Source organism: Streptomyces sp. NPDC127129 (genome assembly GCF_042671585.1).
Taxonomy (GTDB): Bacteria; Actinomycetota; Actinomycetes; order Streptomycetales; family Streptomycetaceae; genus Streptomyces.
Genome location: NZ_JBHXTV010000005.1, coordinates 300,879 through 323,383 on the forward strand (window position 1 = coordinate 300,879; position 22,505 = coordinate 323,383).

The following is a 22,505-nucleotide window of genomic DNA, read 5'->3' on the forward strand; positions in this document are numbered from 1 at the left end:
TCAGCCGAAATCGGTGTCATGCCGTAGCAGGCCGGGGCCGCCATCAGCGAGGATGCGCGGCGTGACCACCAGCCACGTTCCCCTCAGCCCGACGCGCGCGGCCTCCGTGACGTTCGGTGCGGGCGCGGCCATCGGAGTTCTGGGCGGCATGATCGGCCTCGGTGGCGCGGAGTTCCGCCTGCCCCTGCTGATCGGCATCTTCGGGTTCGCCGCGCTCTCGGCCGTCATCCTGAACAAGGCGATGAGCCTGGTCGTGGTCCTGGTCGCGCTGCCCGCCAGGCTGGCAGCGGTCCCGGCAGCCGAGGTGGCCGCGCACTGGTCCGTCGCGGTCAACCTCCTGGCCGGCAGCCTGCTGGGTGCGTGGGCCGGTGCGTCGTGGGCGGTGCGGATGCGCAGCGCCACCCTGTACAAGGTGCTGGCCGCGCTGATGGTGCTCATGGCCGCAGCGCTGGTGGCCACACACAGTGCGGCTGTCGAATCGCTGACTCTGCCCGGGTGGGCTCAGGTGTCCGGTGGAGTCGCGGCCGGCTTCGGGATCGGAGTGGTCGCGGCGATCATGGGCGTGGCAGGGGGTGAGCTGCTGATCCCGACGATCGTGCTGTTGTTCGCGGTGGACATCAAACTGGCGGGCAGTCTGTCGCTGCTCGTGTCCCTGCCGACCATGCTGGTGGCTTTCGCCCGCTACAGCCGCGACGGAAGCTTCGCGGTGCTCGGCGCGAACCTCCGCTTCACGATGATCATGATCAGCGGCTCTGTCGCGGGAGCGGCGCTGGGAGGGCTGTTGCTCGGTGCGATCCCGGACCTGGTGCTGATTCCGACTCTGGCCGTGATCCTGCTCGTCTCCGCCGTCAAGATCGCCCGTCACGACTGATCCTGCGGAAGCCGCTCGGGCTTCGGCTTGTCCGCGGCCTGCGTCCCCCCTGTGTCATTCGGCGGCCGTCCTGCCGCGCATGAAGATGACGGCGACCAGGGCCAGGCCCACGACCGCGCCGATGAGCTGCATGCCGATGAACGCCGGGACGGAGGCGGGGGCGATGCCGGCGAAGGTGTCGGTGAAGGCGCGGCCGACGGTCACCGCGGGGTTCGCGAAGGACGTGGACGAGGTGAACCAGTAGGCCGCGCCGATGTACGAGGCGACCGCGACGGGCGCGAAGCGGAGCCGGTCGGTGCGGGCCAGGCCGAAGATCATGAGGATGAGTCCGGCCGTGGCCACGACCTCTCCGAGGAGCAGGTTGCCCGCCGAGCGGTCGTGCGTGGACCACTTCACCAGCGGTTCGCCGAACATCGCGTCCGCCAGCACGGCGCCCGCGACCGCGCCGGCGATCTGGGACGGAACGTAGACGGCGAGCTCGCGCGCGTTCACGCCCGCACCGCCGCGGCGGGCGGTCCACCACTCGGCCAGGGTGACGGCCGGGTTGAAGTGGGCTCCGGAGACCGGCCCGAGGAGGGCGATCAGGACGCCGAGCCCGAAGACGGTGGCGGTGGAGTTGGCGAGGAGTTGCAGCGCGACGTCGTCGGTGAGTTGGGTGGCCTGGATGCCGGAGCCGACGACGACGGCGACGAGTGCCGCGGTACCCACCAGCTCGGCGGCGGCTCGGGCGACGAGCGGGGTACGGGGCGGGGTGGCGCCGGGTGCGGGCTGCGGCGACAGCGACGGCAACGGCGACGTGTCGGTGGCTGTGGCGTCGCTCGCGGCGGGCTCGGTGGCGGTCACGGGCGGGGTCTCCTCGGGCAGGCGGGGCGAGAGGCTACGGGCAGGCTCTCTTGGTGTCGGCGTTGGCGCGCGCGGCCTCGGCGAGGGCGGTGAACTGCCCGGCCAGGCCTTCGATGACGTCCGGCTTGAGGCGGTAGTAGGTGAACCGGCCGCAGGGTTCTGTCTCGACGACCCCGGCCTCGCGCAGCACCTTCAGATGGTTGGAGAGGTTGGTCTGCTTGGCGCCGGTCTCCTCCACGAGGTGGGTGGTGCACAGCGTCTCGCGGGCGAGCAGGGTCACGATCCGGAGGCGCAGGGGATCGCCCAGAACCCGGATCAGATCAGTATCGACTGACGTCATCATGGGCTGATACTGTCACATCATCCGGCGCTGATACCAGCCTGGACTGACCTCTTCGGATCCGGGGGTTGTCGGCGACGCCTGCCCGTGGCGCCCGGCACCATCCCTGCCCCAAGGAAGAACCGATGACTGCTCCGCTCGCCTCCGTGCTCTTCGTCTGCGTCCACAACGCCGGCCGCTCCCAGATGGCCGCCGGGTTCCTCAACCACCTGGCCGGCGACCGCATCGAGGTCCGCTCCGCCGGATCCGTCCCGGGCGACCAGGTCAACCCGGCCGCCGTCGAGGCGATGAAGGAGGCCGGCGTCGACATCTCCGGCCAGCGGCCGAAGGTGCTCACCACCGAGGCCGTCCAGGCGTCCGACTACGTCATCACCATGGGCTGCGGCGACGCCTGCCCGGTCTTCCCGGGCAAGAAGTACCTCGACTGGGCTTTGGAGGACCCGGCGGGCCAGGGCGTCGAGGCCGTCCGCCCCATCCGCGACGAGATCAAGGGCCTGATCGAGGACCTCATCGCCGAGATCGACGCGACGCGGAAGGCGTGACCCCGGCCCGGGCGTAGCGCTCCGCGGGAGCCGGCGCGTGCGGTCGTCCTCTGAGTTTCGTTGTCCGGCGACGAGTTGAGGCGCGGCGCGTCGTGCACGCGGCGGGCCGAACGCGTCGCCGGTTGACGGGCCGAGGCGGCGCCCCTGCCCTTTCGCCGCCCGCCCAGAACCGGCCACGACCAGCAAAAAGACCCTCCCGAAGGAGGGTCTGTGGTGGAGCGCCCCCGGCAGGACTCGAACCTGCGGCCAAGTGCTTAGAAGGCACCTGCTCTATCCACTGAGCTACGGGGGCCGGGTGGTGGACCGGTGGCCGGGAGCCCCTGGTGGGTGGGGCGTGGCCTGCCGGGTCAAGGATAGGGCTCCGATCGCCTTGGCCCGGTTGCTTCACCTGCGTGGCACGATGTGGAGGTTCGGTGAAGCGGAACGATAATCGCAGGCAGGTGCGATTCGCGCAGTGTTTTTCACGCCACTCGGGCCGGGTGTTGTGCACTCGTTATGCCTGAGGTGCCTGTCGTCAGCTGTTCGGTCGGCGCGCAGGGCCCTTATACGCTTCAAAAAGGCTCCAAAATTGGGCATTCTTCGCATGTGGTGACCTTGGACGAACGGCCTCAGCTGATCGACGCACTCTCCGCCCTGCGCGACTGTGTCGCCGCCGTGCGTCTCCCACTCCCTCTCCCCGGCGCTCCGCGCGCCCGGCAGACCCGGGCCGAGCTGCTCGCGCAGCTCGACGACTATCTGGTGCCCCGACTGAAAGACCCCGACGCCCCCCTCCTCGCCGTCGTCGGCGGATCCACCGGGGCCGGGAAGTCCACCCTCGTCAACTCCCTTGTCGGGCGGCGCGTCAGTGAGGCCGGGGTGCTCCGGCCCACCACCCGTACGCCCGTGCTGGTCTGCCACCCCGACGACCACCACTGGTTCGCCGGGATGCGTGTCCTGCCCCAGCTCACCCGCGTCTGGCTGCCCCAGCAGGACGAGGACGGCCACGGCGACGAGCCCCCCGAGGAGAACGCGCTACGCGTCGAGACCTCCTCCGCCCTCGCCCCCGGCCTCGCCCTCCTCGACGCCCCCGACATCGACTCCCTCGTCGTCGAGAACCGGCTGCTCGCCTCCGAGTTGATCTGCGCCGCCGACATCTGGGTCATGGTCACGACCGCCTCGCGGTACGCCGACGCCATCCCCTGGCACCTGCTCCGGACCGCCAAGGAGTACGACGTCACGCTCGTCACCGTCCTCGACCGGGTGCCGCACCAGATCCTCGGCGAGGTCTCACGCCAGTACGAGGCCCTGCTCGACAAGGCGGGCCTCAGGGACGTACCGCGCTTCACCGTCCCCGAGCTGCCCGAGTCCGCGGGCGTCGGCAGCGGGCTGCTGCCCGACAGCGCCGTCGCCCCGCTGCGCGCCTGGCTCGCCCACAGCGCCCAGGACCCCGCCGCGCGCCAGCAGGTCATCGGCCGTACCGCGTCCGGTGTCATCGACTCGCTCGACAGCCGCATGCCCGAACTCGCCGCCGCGGTCGCCGCCCAGTACGCCGCCGCGGGCCGGCTCGGCGGCGCCGTCGAGACCGCGTACGAGGAGCAGGGCGAACGCGTCCGGCAGCAGGTGGGCCGCGGCGCCGTACTGGCGGGCGACGCCCGCACCCGCTGGCGCGGCTACCCCCGTGACAGCACCGCCGACGAACTCCTCGACACCCTCGTCGAGTCGCTCGCCGCCCTGCTGCAGTGCGCGGTCGCCGCCGCCGACGAGCGCGTACGGGACGCCTGGCGCCGCGAACCCGCCGCGGCCGCCCTCCATGCCGCGCGGGCCGCACCCGACCGGGAGGCGGCCGAGCGGATCGAGATGACGGTACGGCGCTGGCGCCGCGAACTAGAAGAGCTGGCGGAGGAGGAACTGCGCAGCACGGAACGGCCCGGGACCGCCCGTACCGCCGCTCCCGAGGCCGACACCGTCGCCGCCCTCCTCGCCGCCGCCCTCCTCGGCGGCCGCCGCACCCGCGGCGCGGGCGAACGGCTGGCCGAACTCCTCGGCGCCCAGGCCGCCCTGCGTCTGCGCGACACGGGCGGCGCGCTGGTCAGGACGTGCCTCGACCGCGCCCTGCACACCGAACGCGACCGGCGCCTCGCGCCCCTCGACGCCCTCGACGTGACCCCCGAGCCGCAGGCGGAGCTGATCGCCGCGCTCTCCGTACTGCAGAAGGAGAAGTGAGGACCGGTGAGCAGCAGCACGGTGGACGACCGCGCGGACGACCGCTGGGACGACGGCCTGATCGCACGGCGGGCCAGTGAGCGTGAACGGGCCCTGGAAGCGGGAGAGGAGCCCGCCGAGGAAGCGGAGGACAACCTTCCGCCGCTGGGCGGGCAGTACGGCGGCTCCCTGCGCACCCGGCTCGACGCCCTGCACGAACTCGTCGGCCTCTCCCGTACGCGACTGGCCAACGAGACGCTCGCCGAGGCCGGACGCGTGCTCGACGAGGCCACCGCACGCCAGCGGCTCTCCGCCCGCCACACCGTCGTGGCGATCGCCGGACCCACGGGCAGCGGCAAGTCGACACTCTTCAACGCCCTCGCGGGCGTGCCCGTCTCCGAGACCGGCCTGCGCCGCCCCACCACCTCGGCGCCCATCGCGCTGAGCTGGTCCGAGGGCTCCGCCGGCCTCCTCGACCGGCTCGCCGTCCCGGGCCGGCTGCGGCGCCGGCCCCTCGCGGGCGGGGCCGCCGACGAGGACCTGCAGGGCCTCGTCCTGATCGACCTGCCCGACCACGACTCGGCCGTCACCACCCACCGCGACCAGGTCGACCGGGTCCTCGGCCTGGTCGACGCCGTGATCTGGGTCGTGGATCCGGAGAAGTACGCCGACGCGGTGCTCCACGAGCGCTATCTGCGCCCGCTCGCGGGCCACGCCGAGGTCACCTTCGTCGTCCTCAACCAGATCGACCGGCTGGGCGGCGAGGCCGCCGACCTCGTCCTGGACGACCTGCGCCGCCTCCTGGACGAGGACGGCATGGCCCTCGGCGAACACGGCGAACCCGGCGCCACCGTCCTCGCCCTCTCCGCGCTCACCGGCGACGGCGTGGGGGAACTGCGCGAACTGCTCGGCCGGTTCGTCACGGAACGGACCGCGCCCGCGCTCCGGCTCTCGGCCGACGTCGACGCCGCCGCCGCCCGGCTCCGCCCCGCGTACGTCTCCGACGGCCAGACCGGTCTGGGGGAGCGGGCGCGGGAGGACTTCGCGGCCCGGCTCGCCGTCGCCGTCGGCGCCACGGCCGCGGGCGAGGCCGCCGAACGCGTCTGGCGCCGCAGCGCCATCCGCGCCTGCGGCACGCCCTGGCTGCGGCTCTACCGCTGGTACGAACGGATGCGTGCGCACGGCTCCACGGACCCGCGCCTCCAGACGCCGCTGGAGGACGAACTCACGGCGCGGCAACGGGTGGAACAGGCCGTACGGGTCGTGGCCGACGACGCCACGCGCGGGCTCCCGGCGCCCTGGGCGCAGGCCGTGCGGGAGGCGGCCGCCCGGGGAGCCGACGGGCTGCCCGAGGCGCTCGACGAACTCACCACGTCCATGGGCGATCCGGCGGCCCGCCCGCCGCGGCCCGCCTGGTGGCCCGCGGCCGTCCTGGCGCAGGTCCTGATGACGCTGCTGCAGGTCTTCGGCGCGCTGTGGCTGGTCGGCCAGATCGTCGGCGTCGTGGAGCCGGGGCTGCTGCCGCCCGTCCTCATCATGCTCGGCGGCATCGTCGGCGGTCCGCTGGTGGAGTGGGCGTGCGCGGCGGCGGTGAAGGGGCCGGCCCGGCGGTACGGGCAGGAGGCCGAACGGAAGTTGCGCGAGGCGGCGGCCGCGTGCGGACGGGCGCGGGTCCTGGACCCGATCTCGGCCGAGCTGATGCGCTACCGGGAGGTGCGCGACCAGTTCGTGACGGTGTCGGGGACGCGTTCAGGGGCACGGGTGATGCGGCTGGGCGGCGGCATCGGCGGCATCGGGGGCGTCGGCGGCAGTGCGCGGTGGGGCGGTACGAGGGCGGGTGCCCGGCTGCGGTGAGGGCGCGGATCCACGTCTGAGGGACGTGGGTTCACCCTTGCGGGTGACGGAGTTCTCCCCAGTCCCCCGCCCGTCCACAGGCCGGAGCGGGGTTCCGCCGGCCGGTCGAGCATGGAACCGGTCGACGCGCACCGAAGGCGCTTCGGAACGGGGAGGGGTGGGACATGAACGACACGACGGTGACGCTGGTCGGGAACGTGGCGACGAGCGTGGAGTACCGGGAGACGGCGACGGGCGGGGTGGCCCGGTTTCGGTTCGCGGTGACGGCGCGCCGCTGGGACCGGGAGCGGGGGACCTGGTCGGATGGACACACCAGCTTCTACACGGTGTTCGCGTGGCGGGCGCTCGGCGCCAACCTCGCCGCGTCGGTCTCGGTGGGCGAGCCCCTGGTGGTGCACGGCCGGTTGCGGGTGCGTGAAGAGGAGGGCGACGACCGGCAGGAGGGCCGCCGCAGGACGTTCGTGGACGTCGACGCACTGGCGGTGGGCCACGATCTGACGCGCGGTACGGCGGCCTTCCGCAGGGTGGTGAAGGGCGAGACGCGCACGACGGAACGTCAGGGGAACGGGGGAGAGGGGGGAGTTGAACGGGACCCGTGGGAGGTGGCGGACGTCCCGAAGGCTCTGGAACCCGTGGCCTGACCTGGACTTGTGGGGATTTGTCGACTCCGTGACCATCGATCCTCCGCTTAACGGACACCTCTGATAACGATTCCGAGACGGAATGGTTATCAGACTGTATGGGCGGGCATCAGGGTCTTCCCCGTCCATAGGATTCGCGGGTACTCATACGGGACTTGAGTCATCACTTGAGTCGGCAGTTGAGTCAACCGGGTCTGTGAATCTGCTGGCGATGCGCTCCCCCCACGTGTCACGACTGACCTACGGCACGGAGCTGCTCGCCCGGAGGGGAAATTCATGTTTTCAGTTCGGAGGCGTGGCGTTGCCCGCCTTGCCGCCGCGACCGTGGTCTCTGGCCTCGTCGCTGCGGGTGCGATAGCCGTTGCGGGACCGGCGCTGGCCGATGAGGGTGACGGCACCGGTGGCGCGACCGCCACGCTGGGCAAGCTCACCGTCTTCGACACGGTCAAGATCAAGGGCCAGGGCAAGGTCTCTGCCGGCCTGTTCGAGATGCAGGTGACGCCCGGCGGCGTGCTGCAGACCTACTGCATCGACCTGTACACCGGCGCCAAGACGGGCCAGGAGTACAAGGAGGTCGGCTGGGACCAGTCCTCCCTGCACAACAACGAGAACGCCGGCAAGATCCGCTGGATCCTGCAGAACTCGTACCCGCAGGTCGACAAGCTCGACGAGCTGGCCAAGAAGGTCGGCGCCAAGAACCTGACCAAGGAGACGGCCGCGGCCGCCACCCAGGCGGCGATCTGGCACTTCTCCGACAAGGTCGAGGCCGAGCCGGTCGACAAGGACGCGAAGAAGCTCACCGAGTACCTGGAGAAGGAGGCGGTGAACCTGGAGGAGCCCAAGGCCTCCCTCAGCGTCTCCCCGGCCTCGGTCGCCGGTAAGTCGGGCGAGCGCCTCGGCCCGATCACGGTCGACACCAACTCCGCCACGGCCGCCGTCTCCCTCGCCCCGGGTGCGCCCGCCGGCGTGAAGCTGGTCGACAAGGACGGCAAGGTCGTCACCGACGTCGCCAAGGGCAGCCAGGTCTTCTTCGACGTTCCGGCCGGTACGCCCGACGGCGCCGCTGAGCTGACCGTCCAGGCCGACACGACGGTCCCGATCGGCCGCGCGTTCGTCTCCACGAAGGTCAAGAGCCAGACCCTGATCCTCGCGGGCACCAGCAAGTCCAGCGTCACCGCGAAGGCCACCGCCACCTGGGCGAAGAAGGGCGCGATCCCGGCCGTCACGGTCGAGAAGAACTGCGCCAAGGGCGGCCTGGACGTCACGGCGTCCAACGAGGGTGACGAGGACTTCACCTTCGAGGTGAAGGGCCAGAAGGTCACCATCGCCGGCGGCCAGTCCAAGACGGTTCTGGTCCCGCTCGCCGAGGACGAGGCCTACGACTTCACGATCACCGGCCCGAACGGCTTCGAGAAGAACTTCAAGGGCGTTCTCGACTGCAAGACGGCCACCCCGGGTCCGCTCCCGTCGGAGACCCCGTCGACCGAGCCGTCCGTCACCACCCCGCCCACCGAGGGCACGGCCGGCGGCTCCACCACCGGCTCCACCACCGGCGGCGGCGACCTCGCCGAGACCGGTAGCTCCAACGCCACCCCGATGATCGCCGGCATCGCCGCGCTCCTCGTGGTTCTCGGCGGCGGCGCGGTCTTCTTCCTCCGCAAGAAGAAGACGGCCGGCCAGTAAGAGCCGGGTAGTACATCGGTAGTACCACCGGCCCCGGTGCGCGACCAGCGCACCGGGGCCGTCGTGCGTCCACCGAACGTGACGGCCCGGTCACCCCGGACGCCGGGGGAAGCCGCAGGTCACGGGTTCCGTGCGGTACTGGTTTCCATCGAGGGGTGGCGGTCAGGCAAGATGGGGTGTATCTGCCCACTCACTCTTTGCCGGACGGTTTCTCTTGGCTGAGTACATCTACACGATGCGCAAGACGCGCAAGGCGCACGGCGACAAGGTCATCCTCGATGACGTGACGCTGAGCTTCCTGCCCGGTGCGAAGATCGGTGTGGTCGGCCCGAACGGTGCCGGTAAGTCCACCGTCCTCAAGATCATGGCCGGTCTCGAGCAGCCGTCCAACGGTGACGCCTTCCTGTCGCCCGGCTACACCGTCGGCATGCTCCTCCAGGAGCCCCCGCTCGACGAGACCAAGACCGTCCTGCAGAACGTCCAGGACGGCGCCGCCGAGATCATGGGGAAGCTTCACCGCTTCAACGAGGTCGCCGAGCTCATGGCGACCGACTACTCGGACGCGCTCATGGAGGAGATGGGCAAGCTCCAGGAGGACCTGGACCACGCCAACGCCTGGGACCTGGACGCGCAGCTGGAGCAGGCCATGGACGCGCTGGGCTGCCCGCCCGGTGACTGGCCCGTGACCAACCTCTCCGGTGGCGAGAAGCGCCGTGTGGCGCTCTGCAAGCTCCTCCTGGAGGCCCCCGACCTGCTGCTCCTCGACGAGCCCACCAACCACCTGGACGCCGAGTCCGTGCTGTGGCTCGAGCAGCACCTCGCCAAGTACCCCGGCACCGTCGTCGCCGTCACCCACGACCGGTACTTCCTCGACAACGTCGCCGAGTGGATCCTCGAGCTCGACCGCGGTCGCGCCCACCCCTACGAGGGCAACTACTCCACCTACCTCGACACCAAGGCCACCCGCCTCAAGGTCGAGGGCCAGAAGGACGCCAAGCGCGCGAAGCGTCTGAAGGAAGAGCTCGAGTGGGTGCGGTCCAACGCCAAGGGGCGTCAGGCCAAGTCCAAGGCCCGTCTCGCTCGCTACGAGGAGATGGCCGCCGAGGCCGACAAGATGCGGAAGCTGGACTTCGAGGAGATCCAGATCCCGCCGGGCCCGCGCCTGGGCTCCATCGTCGTCGAGGTCGAGAACCTCTCGAAGGCCTTCGGCGACAAGGTCCTCATCGACGACCTGTCCTTCACCCTGCCCCGTAACGGCATCGTCGGCGTGATCGGCCCGAACGGCGCCGGCAAGACCACGCTCTTCAAGATGCTCCAGGGTCTGGAGACCCCGGACTCCGGCAGCGTCAAGGTCGGCGAGACCGTCAAGATCTCGTACGTCGACCAGAGCCGCGCCAACATCGACCCCAAGAAGACGCTGTGGGCCGTCGTCTCCGACGAGCTGGACTACATCAACGTCGGCCAGGTCGAGATGCCGTCCCGCGCGTACGTGTCCGCCTTCGGCTTCAAGGGCCCGGACCAGCAGAAGCCGGCCGGTGTCCTCTCCGGTGGTGAGCGCAACCGACTGAACCTCGCGCTCACCCTCAAGCAGGGCGGCAACCTGCTGCTCCTCGACGAGCCGACCAACGACCTCGACGTCGAGACGCTCTCCTCCCTGGAGAACGCCCTGCTCGAGTTCCCGGGTGCGGCCGTGGTCATCTCCCACGACCGCTGGTTCCTCGACCGGGTCGCGACGCACATCCTCGCGTACGAGGGCGAGTCGAAGTGGTTCTGGTTCGAGGGCAACTTCGAGTCCTACGAGAAGAACAAGATCGAGCGCCTGGGTGCGGACGCGGCCCGTCCGCACCGTGCCACGTACAAGAAGCTGACCCGAGGCTGAGCGTGCGCCACATCTACAGCTGTCCCCTTCGCTGGTCGGACATGGACGCCTTCGGGCACGTCAACAACGTCGTCTTCCTGCGGTACCTGGAAGAGGCGCGGATCGACTTCATGTTCCGGCTGGCGCCGGGCGACGGTTCGCCGTCGTTCTCCGGCGGGTCCGTCGTGGCCCGGCACGAGATCGACTACGTACGGCCGCTGGTGCACCGGCACAAGCCGGTCACCATCGAGTCGTGGGTCACGAAGATAGGCGCGGCGTCGCTGACGATCGCGTACGAGATCAAGGACCCGGACGTGACGTACGTACGGGCCTCGACGATCGTCGTCCCCTTCGACCTGGAGGCCCAGCGGCCGCGTCGCATCTCCGTCGAGGAGCGGTCGTTCCTCGAGGAGTACATGGACGACGGGATGACTGCCGCCGCATGATCGCGCCGCTGCACTTCGCCGACGCCCGGGAGGCGGCGGACCTCGCCGCCTTCCTGGCCCGGCTGATCCACTACGACCGCGCCGCCGCCGTACGCCTCCAGGCCGGGGGCGGCGCGCTCGCGGTGTTCGGACGGCCGCCGTCGTTCGAGGTGCTGGCGATCCGTACGGCACGGCTCGTCGACGACGTGGACCTGGACGTCACCGTCTCCGCCGGCGAACTCCTGGAAGGTGTCGAGGAGTCGGCCGGCAAGGCCGTCGTCCCCGACGCCGTCACCGGCCCGCCGTGGGCCGGCGTCCTGCCGCCGCGCGGCGGCTGGGAGCCGGTCGCGGGACTGCCGGCCGCGGAGCGGCTGCGCGGAGCGGTCGCGGCGGCGGTCGCCGAGTTCCGGTCGCGGGACGAGGAGTTGCCGCAGGAGCGGCGGACGCGGGCGGAGCGGGACCGGATCGGCCGCGAGATCTGGTCGCGGACGGTCGCAGAGACCGGGCTTCCGCTGCGCGCGGTCCACGCGGCGCAGTCGCTGGGCTTCCTGCCGGGGGAGGCGGTGCCGGTGGCGCTGCTCGCCTCGGGCCCGTGGCTCCGGCTCCGTACGCCCTACGGCTCGATAGCGGTACGGACGACCCCCTCGTCCCTCCTCTTCGCCCCCGCCTAGGGTTCGCGACCGGGACCCCTCGCGAGCGTGATCAGCGAGGTCAGCGCCGACAGGGTCAGGAGGGCCGCCGGGATCACCGGGGAGCCGTGGGACACGTTCTCACTCGCCAGGACCGGGTCCAGGCGGTGCGTCGGGTCGTACGCGATGCGGATCGTTCCGTCTTCGGCCGCCCTGCTCTCGGCGGTGAACTCCACCGGGTAGCCACCCGGGCAGTCCACCCTGTGGTGGAAGAGCGTCCTCGGCCGGGGCGCCCCCTCGCCGAAGGCCGGATGGTGGGTCACCTCGACCTCGCCCACCACGGCACAGGCGACCACCTCGGTCCGGGGCGAGGCGTCCCGCACCTCCACCCAGACCGCCGCCAGGCCCGCCGGCAACAGCACGAGCGCGAGGCAGCCGCCGCCCGCACGGAAGAGCGCGTTGTGGGCGCCCAAAGCGGCGAGGGTCAGGGCGATCCCGACCAGCACGGCGACCGCGGTGGGCGTCGCCGACCGGCGGAGGCTCCAGTCGGCCCACAGGTACAGCAGCACCCCCGCGCCCAACGGCACCGCCACCGCGCCGAGATACGACAGCACCTTCCCCACGAGCCACCCCCGCCCCTCGCGTTCACCCGTCCGCGTCGTCCGGCCACACCCCGATGTGGTCCTGCTCCAGCTCCAGCATCACGCGGTGCTCCATACCCAGGGACGCCGTGTACTCCGCCGGGAGTTGCAGCCGGCCCGCGCGGTCGAGCATCGCGTACTCACGGGAGACCAGGGACTCCTGGCCCTCCGCGTCCACCTCCGTGCGGCGCAGGACCTCCGAGGCGGTGCGGCCGTCGCGGATGGCGACCGTGCGGCGGACCTCGGAGGCGACGGCCTGGTCGTGGGTGACGATCACGATCGTCGTGCCCAGCTCCTCGTTGGCGCGGCGGAAGGCCGCGAAGACCTGCTCGCCCGTCGCCGAGTCCAGCTCGCCCGTCGGCTCGTCGGCGAGCAGCACCGAGGGGTTGTTCGCCAGCGCGACCGCGATCGCGACGCGCTGCTGCTGGCCGCCGGACATCTGGTGCGGGCGCCGGTCCCGGCAGTCTCCGACCTCCAGCATCGCGAGCAGCTCCTCCGCCCGCTCCGCCTTCCGCGCCCGGCTCGACCGCCCGCGCAACTGCATCGGCAGCGCCACGTTCTGCGCCGCCGTCAGGTACGACAGCAGGTTGCGGGACGTCTGCTGCCAGACGAACCCCACCACGTCCCGCCGGTACCCGAGCCGCGCCTTCGCGTCCATGGCGAGCAGATCGCGTCCCGCGACCTTCGCCGCGCCCGCCGTCGGCACGTCCAGGCCCGCCAGGATGTTCATGAGCGTCGACTTGCCGCTGCCCGAGGCCCCCACCAGGGCCATCAGCTCGCCCTCCCGCACCAGGAGGTCGAGGCCCTGGAGCGCCTGCACCTCCACCCCGTCCGCCGTGAAGATCCGGACCAGCCGGTCACAGGCGATCAGGGCGTCGTGCCCGTACGAGGGCCGGTGGCGGTGCGCCGTCGCCCGCTGCTCCAGCTCCGCCAGAGTGGTGTCGGTCGTCGTCATCGTGCGTCTCCTGCCCTGAGTTCCCTGATCGGTTCGCCACGCGCCGACCACCACGCCTGAAGGGCCGCCGCCAGGCCCGCGAGCACCACCACGCCCACCGCCGGCAGCGCAAGCGACCAGCCGTCCACCCGCAGCGGGGCGCTGTCGAGCGCGGCGAGCCCGGGCGCCGCCGCGAGCGAGAGCCGGACGAGATCCACGCCCGGGGCGAGCAGCAGGATCGTCGCCCAGCCCACGAGCACGCCGCCGACCGCCGCGAGCAGCGCCTGCGGCAGCGCCTCGAGGCCGAGGAGCCGCCGGCCCTGGCGCCGGGTCAGGCCCATCGTCCGCAACCGGGCGAGGAGCATGGCCCGTTCGGGTGCGGCCTGCAGCAGCGACAGCAGGACGGCGAGCACGGCATAGCCCGCTCCCGCCCCGATCGCCGCCAGATAGATCCGCTCGGCGCCCGCCTGCATCGGCGAGTCCACGTACGCGGCCCGCCGCTCGGTCCGCAGCACCACGGAGAAGTCACGGGACGCCGCCGCGACCACGTCCCGCAGCGCGTCCCCCGGCACCGACGGCCCGGAGGCCAGCAGCACGGTGTCGGCCCGATGGGTCAGGTCGGCCCCGTTCACCAGCAGGAAGTCCTGCTCGGGCAGGGCCGGCGTGGCGGACCGTACGCCCACGATCCGTACCCTGAACGAACCGGCCGCCGAGGTGATGCCCTGCGGTTCGGGGCCCAGCCGCTCGGCGACCGCGGGCGAGGCGATCGCCGGAAGGACCCGCTCCGAGTCGTCCTTCCCACCGGTGCCGGTGGACTTCAACAGCTCGGCGGGGAACGGTCCGAAGCCGGTCCGCGCGGCGAGCCGGGCGTACGACTCCGGCTCCACCCCCACCAGGGGAGCCGTCCGCAGCTCGGTCGCCGGGCCCGTGCCGGTGGTCGGCAGCGTCACGCCGTACTCGACCTGCACCGTGGCGACGTCCTTCACCCCCGGCGTCCCGCGCACCGCCTTCGCGAGCCCGTCCGGCAGCGGCGCCGCGTCGGCGTCCCCCATCACCCGGGCGTCCGCGCCCGTCTCCAGGAGCGCCGCCCGGTCGCGCGCATCGGCCACCCCGGCGAGCACCGAGCCGCCGAACGCGGCCGTCGTCAGCGCCACCAGGAGCGCGAGCAGCGGCAGCGCACCCGTCGCCGAGGAACGCCCTGCGCGGGCGAGCGAGAGGTGGCCGACCACCCCGCGCAGCCTGCGGGCCGGCCGCGCCGCCCACCGCAGGGGCAGCGGATACAGCCGTACGAGGACGAGCGCGGCGATCAGGGCGACGAGCACCGGCGCCGAACTGACCAGATGGTCGCCGGAATCCTCCGTACCGCGTCGGCGCAGCGCCACCACGGCACCGACGGCCAGCGCGAGGAGGGTGAGTTCGGCGACCGTACGGCCCCGGGAGGGGCGGGCGGCGATCAGATCCTCGCGCCCGCCGTGGGCGAGCGGCCTGCGGTGCAGGAACAGCGCGCGCAGCGGCAGCGCCAGGGTGGCGAGCAGCGCGACCGCGCCGGCCGCGGTCAGCGCGGGGCCCCAGCGGCCCCCGGGGAGTGCGAGCGTCGCGAGCAGCAGACCGAGTCCGGCAGCCGGCAGGGCCAGGACCGCCGTCTCGCCGAGGAGGCGGAGCCCGATCCCGGCGAGCGAGCCGCCGCGTGAGCGCAGCAGCGCAAGCTCGGCGGTGCGCCGGGCGGCGAACAGCCCGCCCGTCATGGCGAGCACGACCGCCGCCACCGCGCCGATCCCGAAGGCGGCGACGGCGACGACCGGCGCGATCGCCGTCCGCATGCCGCCGTACGCCGTGACGACCTCGTCGAGACCCGTGGTGACCGTGGCGAAGGGGCCGAGCACCTCCCGGGCCTCCGTCAGATCGGGGCCGCCCGTCAGCGAGGCCACCGCCCGGCTCAGGCGCGGCTCGTCCTGCGCCGTGAGATGGCCGCCGACGGGCGCGAGCCGCCAGTACCGCTCGGGCTCGCCGAGGCTCTCCACGAGCAGGGAACCGCCCTCGGGGGGCAGCAGCAGCGCGGCCTGCCAGTAGTAGTGGGTCTCGGCGCCGGCCGGCTTCATCGTGTACGCCGGGGTCCGCAGGAGCGGCTCCACGGCCCAGTAGGCACCCTGCGGACGCACCGGCTCCACGATGCCGGTCACGGTCAGGGTGAGCGGCTCGGATCCGTACCGGTTCGGCACGTGGACCACCGAACCGACCTTCACCCGGAGGGACTTCGCCGTCTCGGCGGTGACGGCCGCCTCGCTGGTCAACGCGGCCGTGTCCGCCTTCGCCGGCAGCCGGCCCTCCCGCACCCTCGTGTGCTCGGCCAGCGCCGACGGGGTGGCGAGGACGAACTCCGGGGGCACTCCGTACGGCTGCGGGAGCCAGCGGTCGAGAGCGACGACCCGCTTGGTGGTGCGCACGCCGTGCACCGACTCCGCCGGGTCGACGCGCAGCGGGGCGGGCAGCAGCCGCTCCAGCTCCGCCCGCTGCCGCAGCGTGTCCTCTGCGGTCGTGCCGGTCGCCTGCCCGTTCGACGGGTCGTCGGGCCGGAGCATCGGAGCCGCGAATTCCAGCACCGTGTTGCGCGGAGCCGCGCCGGCGAGGTCGTGCCGCAGACCCTCGGACTCGTACGTGTCGACGGCCCGGGGGAGCGCGGCGGCGAGGAACGCGGTGACCAGGACGAGGAGCGCGAAGGCCCATGCCGTTCCCGGGGCGACCCGCAGCCGGGTCCGCACCCAGGGCGCCACGGCGCGGGCGGGCGTGCGGGGCATGGCGGCTGCCTTTCTGGCGGGTGGGGGAGAGGGGACCGGTGGGGTCGGCGCCGCGCCGTCGGCGGGGGGCGGGCCGCCCGCGCGGCGCGTCACCGCTCCCCCTGGTGCCGCAGGGTCACGGCAGGGTCGGTGCGGCGCAGCGCGATCGCGGCGACGATCAGCAGCGGCAGCGCGGCGACCCCGGCGAGCAGCAGGGCCACGTGCCCGGGCGGCAGTTGGACGAGGACGCGCGGCACGGGCTGCGACGCCTGTCCGGTCAGCACGATCAGGGGCACGACGGCCCGGGTCAGCACGGTGCCGAGCGCCGCGCCCGCCAGCAGTCCGATGCCGACCAGCAGGCCCTGCTCGGCGGCGATCAGCCGGGCGAGCCGGCGGCGCGGGGCGCCCAGCGCCCGCAACACCCCGAACTCCGCGGACCGTTCACGCGTCGAACCGGCCGCGCTCACCGCGAAACCGACCGCCGCGAGTGCCGCCGCGGCCACCGCGACCGCCATCAGCGCCGCGTTCGGGCCCGCGCCGAGAGGATCGCCGAGCAGTTCGGCCGCCGCCTCGTCCCGGACGAGCACCTGCGTCGGGTCCGTGTCGGGGCGGGCCCGCATGGCCCGCGCCACGTCGTCGGCACGGCCGGGGGCGGTGGCCAGCCACCACTCGGTGGGCTGGAGGGCGGCGGTGGGGTCGGCGGCGAGGAACCGGTTCGCCGCCTGCAGGTCGACCAGGAGCGCGCCCCCGTCGTCGGGCGTGGCAGACGGGGCGGAGACGGCCCCGGCCCCGGCACCGGTGGTCGGCAGCTCCCGTACGGTGTCGGTGATCGTCACCTTCAGGTGCACACTGCCGAGGGCCACCTCGACCCGGTCGCCCCGCTTCGCTCCGGCGGCCGCCAGGAACGCGTCCGTCGCCACCCCGCTCAGCGTCGCGGGCGGCGCGCTGCGCGGCGCGCTGATCCGCAGCACGAAGTCCTGCGGCCCGGACAGGACCTGCCGGTCCGCCAGGCCGGTCGTGAAGCTCACCTCGTACGGTGTCGCACCGGCGGACCGTCCGGCCGGCGCGGCCGGGCCGCCGGCCTCGCCGCCGCTCTCCTGGTAGCCGGTGCGCCAGGAGACGAGGGAGGCGACGGCCTCGACCGGGCGCTCGGCGCCGCCCTCGTGGCGGGAGAGGAGCCGCTCGACGGCGAAGGTCTGCCTGCCGGCCCGCCCGTCCGCGACCGTTCCGTCCAGCTCCACGCCCGTCAGCGTCAGCGGGCCCACGGGCGAGCTCGGGGCCTCTCCCGGGCCGCCCAGGTCGAGGGTGAGCCGGTGCGAGCGGCCGTCGGCGGGCAGCGGCCCGAGGAGCTGTCGGTACGGAACGCCGTACGGGTCCTCCACGACCACCGTCACCTGGGCCGGGGCCGCGCCGCGCGGCGCCGTGCGCCGCAGGTCGAACGCCAGGCCCCGGCTGTCGACGGGCAGCACGATGCCCGGCCGCGGACCCGCCTTCGGGGCGAGCGGGGCGAGCAGCTCGCGGGCCGGGGAGTCCGCGAGGTCCTCACGGAGCAGGAGGCCGTCGGCCGCGTGCCGGGTGTCCAGAGCGAGGACGGTCGCGGTGCGGTTGCCGGCGAAGCTCGTCGTGGCCCGGTGTGCGGGGGCGACCGAGCGGACGCCCGGCAGGGCCGCGAACTGCCCGGCCCGGGACGGATCGGCGCCGCCGGCGCTCAGGACCCGCAGCTCCGTTCCCGTTCGGAAGTCGGCCCGGTCCTCCTGCGAGCGGTCCCAGGAGGCGCTCTGCCCGACGGCGAGCATGCCCATCGCGACGGCGAGGACGAGCAGCAGCACCGGACCCGCGCCGCGCAGCGGGCGACGGCTGAACTGCCAGCCCGCGAGCGCGACCGGGAGCCCGCGACCGCTCGCGGCACGCCGCTCCGCGAGCCTGGCGGCGGGCGGCAGCAGCCGCAGCGTCAGGACGGTGCCGGCGAGCAGCGCGAGTGCGGGCGCGGCGACGAGCAGCGGATCGATGCCGAGCGAACCTCCGCGGTCGCCGCTGAGCGCACCGCCGCCGGAGCCACCGCCGGAGCCGCCGGTCTGGCGGTCGAGCTGCCAGTAGGCCACACCCGCGACCACGAGCAGCCCGATGTCCGCCCCGGCCCGTACGGGCGCGGGCAGCGCCGCGGCACGCCCCTTGCGCAGGGTGACGGTCCCATCGTCCCCGGCACCCAGGGCGGGGGCCACGACGGCGGCGGCGCAGCACACGGCGACGAGCGCCGCGACCAGCCAGACCTGGCCGAGCGGGACGTCGTCGAGCCGTACGCCGAGGGCGTCGAGAGAGGCGCGGCCCGCGAGCAGCCGGGTCAGCGGCCCGGCGAGCAGCGGGGCGATCACGGCCGCCGGCAGGGCGAGCAGCAGCGCCTCCGCGGCGGCGAGCGCGGCGATCCGGCGCCGCGAACCACCGCGGGCGCGTAGCACCGCGGTCTCGACGGACCGCTCGGAGCTGAGCAGGCGGGCGACGAGCAGGAGGGCGTACGCGGCGAGCAGCACCAGCTGCACGGCGACGATCATCAGCGTGGACCGGGAGACCAGCAGGGACCGCTCGGTCTGCTCCAGGACGGTCGGCAGCGAGGTGTGCGCGCTGACGGCGCCGCCGAAGGGCGCGGTGTCGGCGATCAGGGCCTGCGGCCCGGCCGTCGCGGAGGCACGGAGCGCGTCCATGCGGGCGGTGGTGACCCCGGTGAAGTCGGCGGCGGCCAGCCAGGCCGTCTCACCGGAGGTGACCCTCCCGGCGCGGAGCACGGCGGGGTCGATGAGCAGGGGACCGTACGTCGTGAAGTCGACGGTCTTCACGCCGCGGCCGCCCGCGTGGTCCAACTGCCAGTACAGGTCGGTGGCGTCGGCGGGCCGGTACAGCCCGGTGACCCGGGCCCGCACCGGCTTCCCGCCGAACCGGTCGGCGAGGTCGAGCACGGTTCCCGGCCCGATCCGCAGCCGTCGGGCGGCCTCCTCGGGCACCGCCACGTCGACCGTGGCGCCCCGGGTGTCGCCCGGCCACCCGCCGCTGACGAGCGCGAGCCGCGAACGGTCGAGGACCGCGAAGTGGGTGAGGTCGGGCTCGCCCAGGCGCGCGGCCGCGCTCTGCAGGGTGCGCGGCAGTGCGTAGGGACCGGAGCGTTCCAGCTTCCGTACGGTCACCGGCAGCCCGTCGAAGGTCCGGCCCGCCGCCTCGCGCGTGGCGGTGTCGGCGCTCTCGCGCTTGGCCGGCGGGACCTGCCCGGTCACCACCAGCGCGGCGGCCGGCGCGGCGCGGCCCCGCAGCGTGCCCTGGAGGGCGGCGTCGCCGACGGAGCCGGAGAACGCGGCGAGGGTCGCGAGCACGGAGGTGGTCAGCAGGACGGCGAGGAGCGCCGCGGCGAGCAGCAACCGGTGCGCCCGCACACGCAGCAGTACGAACCCGGTCACGCATCCCCCCGAACCCCGCCGAACGTTCGTCCGATGCTTTCAGAGGGCACGTGCCGGTGGAAACCGCTTGCGCGACGACCTTGACTGGATTGTGACCGTTATCCGGGGGTCATGTTCCGGAATGCGCTCCGGAAGGCGTCATTCCGCGGTGTTCACCATCGAGGCCGCCGCATACGTCAGGTACTTCCACAGCTGGCTCTCGTGCTCCGGCGCCAGACCGAGTTCGTCCACGGCCACGCGCATGTGCCTCAGCCAGGCGTCGTGCGCCGCCTTGTCGACCGTGAACGGGGCGTGCCGCATCCGCAGCCGCGGATGTCCTCGGTTGTCGCTGTACGTGCGGGGGCCGCCCCAGTACTGGATCAGGAAGAGCACGAGGCGCTCCTCGGCCGGGCCGAGGTCCTCCTCGGGGTACATGGGCCGCAGCAGCGGGTCCTCCGCGACTCCCTGGTAGAAGCGGCGGACGAGACGCCGGAAGGTCTCCTCGCCACCCACCTGCTCGTAGAAGGTCTGCTCCTGAAGTGTGCCGCGCGGAATCTCCATCACCGTTCCATCGTCTCAGATGCCCCGACCGAGGACCGGAGGTCTAGGACCACAGGGACCGCTCGCCTCCCCACCGCCCGCGCAGGACAGTGGAGGCATGGGCGCTCAGCGGGACGGGTTCGCCGAGGAGGGCGCGCGGGCGCGACGGGCGCTGGTGCGGGAGATCGAGGCGTACGGCGCGCTGGGCGACCCCGCCTGGCGCGCGGCGTTCTCGGACGTGCCCCGGCATCTGTTCGTCCCCTACTACTACGTCTCCGGGCTCGGCGGCTACGAGCGGCTCTGGTCCGGCGACCCCGACCCGGCCCGCCGCGCCCGCTGGCTGCGCGGGGCCTACCGGGACGCACCGCTGGCCACCCGGGTACGGGACGGGGAGCTGGTCACCTCGTCCAGCCAGCCCTCCCTGATGGCCGAGATGCTGGAGGCGCTGGACGTACGGGACGGTCACGACGTCCTGGAGATCGGCGCCGGCACCGGGTACAACGCCGCCCTGCTCAGCCACCGCCTCGGCGCGGAACACGTCACCACCGTCGACATCGACGAGGAGATCACCGAGTCCGCCCGGACCCATCTCGCCGCCGCCGGGCACCGGCCCGCGGTGATCACCGGCGACGGCGCCCGCGGCTGCGCCGGGCGCGCTCCCTTCGACCGGATCATCGCGACCTGCACGCTGCCGTCGATCCCGTACACCTGGCTCGCGCAGTGCCGCCCCGACGCCGTCGTCGTCGCACCGCTCTCCACGGGGCTGCTCCGGCTCCGGGTCCGCGACGCCTCGCACGCCGAGGGGCGGTTCCTGGCCACGTCCGCGTACTTCGTCGCCCTGCGCGGCGGCAACGCCCACTTCCCGCGCGGGCGGCCGATGGGGCTGCCCCGGCACGTGTTCGACGACGACCGCTTCCAGTTCCTGCGCACGCTGGTGGAGGCGACCCTCGACGCGCGCGAAGCGCTCGCGCTCTGGCAGCGCGAGAGGCAGCCGGAGCGGGAGCGCTTCGGGGTGACGGTGAGCGGGGGCCGGCAGTGGGCCTGGCTGGACACCCCCGAGGGGCCCTACGCCTGGCCACTGCCGAGCGGCTAGCCGCGTCTGACGGTGATCGTCGTCCAGGCGCCGACGTGCACCCGGTCGCCGTCCTGGAGCTGGACCGGCACGTAGGGCTGAATCGGTTCCTCTGCCCCGTTGATCGTGGTTCCGTTGGTGGAGTTCTGGTCCACCACCGCCCACGAGCCGTCCGGCTGCTGCACCAGCACGGCGTGCTGGTGCGAGACGCCCGGGTCCTCCGGCGGCACCGACAGGTCGATGTCCGGGGATTCGCCGGTGGAGTGCCGACGGCGGCCGATGCTGACCTGGTTGCCCTGGAGCGGCAGGTGCTTCTCGGGGGAGTACGCGGGCAGGTTCAGGCCCGTGGCCTCCGGTCCGCTGCGCTGCATCATCGCCAGGAAGTACTCGCGGTCCGGCCCGATGTACGCCGACCAGCCCGCGGCCGGCCGGGGCGGCTGGAACTGCTGCTGAGGCGGCTGGGGCTGCTGGTGCTGCGGCTGGAACTGCTGCTGGGGCGGCGGGGGAGCCTGCGGCTGCGACGGCGGCGGCAGCAGCCAGTCGTCACCGCCCCCACCGGGCGGCGCCTGCCGCTGCGGCGCGGCCGGAGGCGCCGGCGGGCCCTGCTGCACGTGCGGTGCGCCCGGCGGCGGTGCCTGGAAGAAGGCCGGCGGAGCCGGCGGACCCTGCTGGAACCCCTGCGGCGGCTGATGCTGCTGCTGCGGCGGCTGCGGGGCCGGCGGGCGCTGCGGCGGCGCCTGGTGGTGCGTGGGGTCGGCGGAGAGCGGCTCGGCCGGCCGGTTCATCTGCGAGGGCCGCGAGCCCTGGTACTCGTACGGATCCGGCTGCTGGGGCTGCGGCGGCCGCGGCGGCGACTGGAAGCCCGGCGGCAGGTTGAGGCCCGGCGGCGGGCTCTGCTGCGGCGAGGGCGGTGCGACCGGGGTGTACGAGGTCGCGGTGTTGGTCAGGAAGTTCCAGCGGCACTCCTCGCAGAACGGGGCCATGGCCTCGCGCGGGGTGCGGCACTGGGGGCAGAGCTCCGCCTGGGCGGTCGCGTTCGGGTCGTAGCCCCCGGGCGGGGGGCCAGGGGGGCCGCCGGGACCACCGGGGCCGCCGGGACCGGGGTAGCCGTACGCGGGCGGCGGCGGGGGAGGCGGCGGTACGGCACCCGCCGGCGCACCCGCCCCGGCCATGCGGTGGCCGCAGACCTCGCACCAGTCGTCGGAGACCGACTGGTGTCCGTTCGGGCAGGTCGGCATGTCGGTGCTTCCCCCTC

18 protein-coding genes and 1 tRNA gene are annotated in these 22,505 nt (G+C 73.4%); 10 read left to right on the forward strand and 9 right to left on the reverse strand.

Annotated features, from left to right (window positions below; genetic code table 11):
- The first annotated feature begins 61 nt into the window (after nt 1-61).
- Complete coding sequence (locus ACFVGW_RS12250; protein ID WP_385851902.1) at nt 62-871, forward strand: sulfite exporter TauE/SafE family protein; 810 nt, start codon at nt 62-64, stop codon at nt 869-871.
- Nucleotides 872-925: 54 nt separating this feature from the next.
- Here ACFVGW_RS12250 and ACFVGW_RS12255 read toward each other — a convergent pair whose 3' ends face one another.
- Nucleotides 926-1,714, reverse strand: a complete 789-nt coding sequence (locus tag ACFVGW_RS12255; RefSeq protein ID WP_385851903.1) for an aquaporin — start codon at nt 1,712-1,714, stop codon at nt 926-928.
- A 34-nt stretch (nt 1,715-1,748) separates the two neighbouring features.
- Nucleotides 1,749-2,057, reverse strand: a complete 309-nt coding sequence (locus ACFVGW_RS12260) for a metalloregulator ArsR/SmtB family transcription factor (RefSeq protein ID WP_352191122.1) — start codon at nt 2,055-2,057, stop codon at nt 1,749-1,751.
- A gap of 122 nt (nt 2,058-2,179) precedes the next feature.
- Here ACFVGW_RS12260 and ACFVGW_RS12265 point away from each other — a divergent pair, with 122 nt between their 5' ends.
- Nucleotides 2,180-2,596, forward strand: coding sequence for an arsenate reductase ArsC (locus tag ACFVGW_RS12265; protein ID WP_385851904.1), 417 nt, complete (start codon nt 2,180-2,182; stop codon nt 2,594-2,596).
- 219 nt (nt 2,597-2,815) lie between these two features.
- Here the strand turns inward: ACFVGW_RS12265 and ACFVGW_RS12270 are convergent.
- Nucleotides 2,816-2,888: transfer RNA gene (locus ACFVGW_RS12270), tRNA-Arg, on the reverse strand.
- Between the two features lie 302 nt (nt 2,889-3,190).
- Here ACFVGW_RS12270 and ACFVGW_RS12275 point away from each other — a divergent pair.
- From ACFVGW_RS12275 to ACFVGW_RS12305, 7 genes are all read left to right on the forward strand, one after another.
- Nucleotides 3,191-4,798 carry a dynamin family protein gene (locus tag ACFVGW_RS12275; RefSeq protein WP_385851905.1) on the forward strand — a complete coding sequence of 536 codons (1,608 nt, stop codon included), beginning with the start codon at nt 3,191-3,193 and terminating at the stop codon, nt 4,796-4,798.
- Between the two features lie 6 nt (nt 4,799-4,804).
- Complete coding sequence (locus ACFVGW_RS12280; RefSeq protein WP_385851906.1) at nt 4,805-6,631, forward strand: GTPase; 1,827 nt, start codon at nt 4,805-4,807, stop codon at nt 6,629-6,631.
- Between the two features lie 164 nt (nt 6,632-6,795).
- Nucleotides 6,796-7,272, forward strand: coding sequence for a single-stranded DNA-binding protein (locus ACFVGW_RS12285; protein ID WP_385851907.1), 477 nt, complete (start codon nt 6,796-6,798; stop codon nt 7,270-7,272).
- A 276-nt stretch (nt 7,273-7,548) separates the two neighbouring features.
- Nucleotides 7,549-8,955: a Cys-Gln thioester bond-forming surface protein gene (locus ACFVGW_RS12290; protein WP_352191127.1), complete on the forward strand. Its 1,407-nt coding sequence runs from the start codon at nt 7,549-7,551 to the stop codon at nt 8,953-8,955.
- A gap of 214 nt (nt 8,956-9,169) precedes the next feature.
- Nucleotides 9,170-10,834, forward strand: a complete 1,665-nt coding sequence (gene ettA / locus ACFVGW_RS12295) for an energy-dependent translational throttle protein EttA (protein WP_352191129.1) — start codon at nt 9,170-9,172, stop codon at nt 10,832-10,834.
- A gap of 2 nt (nt 10,835-10,836) precedes the next feature.
- Nucleotides 10,837-11,259, forward strand: coding sequence for a thioesterase family protein (locus ACFVGW_RS12300; protein WP_352191130.1), 423 nt, complete (start codon nt 10,837-10,839; stop codon nt 11,257-11,259).
- Nucleotides 11,256-11,909 (forward strand): hypothetical protein, encoded by a 654-nt coding sequence (locus ACFVGW_RS12305; protein ID WP_352191131.1) that lies wholly within the window; start codon nt 11,256-11,258, stop codon nt 11,907-11,909. Before ACFVGW_RS12300 ends, ACFVGW_RS12305 begins: the two co-directional genes overlap by 4 nt.
- On the opposite strand, the gene ACFVGW_RS12310 is transcribed toward ACFVGW_RS12305, so the two are convergent.
- The 5 genes from ACFVGW_RS12310 to ACFVGW_RS12330 form a co-directional block, all read right to left on the reverse strand.
- Entirely contained in the window at nt 11,906-12,490 is a 585-nt protein-coding gene (locus tag ACFVGW_RS12310; protein ID WP_385851908.1) for a hypothetical protein, read from the reverse strand. The genes ACFVGW_RS12305 and ACFVGW_RS12310 overlap by 4 nt on opposite strands.
- 22 nt (nt 12,491-12,512) lie before the next feature.
- Nucleotides 12,513-13,463 (reverse strand): ABC transporter ATP-binding protein, encoded by a 951-nt coding sequence (locus ACFVGW_RS12315; protein WP_385851909.1) that lies wholly within the window; start codon nt 13,461-13,463, stop codon nt 12,513-12,515.
- Nucleotides 13,460-16,237 (reverse strand): FtsX-like permease family protein, encoded by a 2,778-nt coding sequence (locus ACFVGW_RS12320; RefSeq protein WP_385851910.1) that lies wholly within the window; start codon nt 16,235-16,237, stop codon nt 13,460-13,462. The genes ACFVGW_RS12315 and ACFVGW_RS12320 overlap by 4 nt, the downstream gene beginning before the upstream one ends.
- A gap of 89 nt (nt 16,238-16,326) precedes the next feature.
- The gene (locus tag ACFVGW_RS12325) at nt 16,327-19,659 is read right to left on the reverse strand and encodes an FtsX-like permease family protein (RefSeq protein ID WP_385851911.1); all 3,333 of its coding nucleotides are present in this window, start codon (nt 19,657-19,659) and stop codon (nt 16,327-16,329) included.
- A 138-nt stretch (nt 19,660-19,797) separates the two neighbouring features.
- Nucleotides 19,798-20,202 carry a globin gene (locus tag ACFVGW_RS12330; protein WP_383229233.1) on the reverse strand — a complete coding sequence of 135 codons (405 nt, stop codon included), beginning with the start codon at nt 20,200-20,202 and terminating at the stop codon, nt 19,798-19,800.
- Between the two features lie 94 nt (nt 20,203-20,296).
- Between ACFVGW_RS12330 and ACFVGW_RS12335 the strand changes: the two genes are divergently transcribed.
- A complete protein-coding gene (locus ACFVGW_RS12335) occupies nt 20,297-21,271 on the forward strand; it encodes a methyltransferase domain-containing protein (RefSeq protein ID WP_385851912.1) in 975 nt (324 codons plus the stop codon).
- On the opposite strand, the gene ACFVGW_RS12340 is transcribed toward ACFVGW_RS12335, so the two are convergent.
- Nucleotides 21,268-22,488, reverse strand: a complete 1,221-nt coding sequence (locus tag ACFVGW_RS12340; RefSeq protein ID WP_385851913.1) for an FHA domain-containing protein — start codon at nt 22,486-22,488, stop codon at nt 21,268-21,270. The genes ACFVGW_RS12335 and ACFVGW_RS12340 overlap by 4 nt on opposite strands.
- Nucleotides 22,489-22,505: the final 17 nt, after the last annotated feature.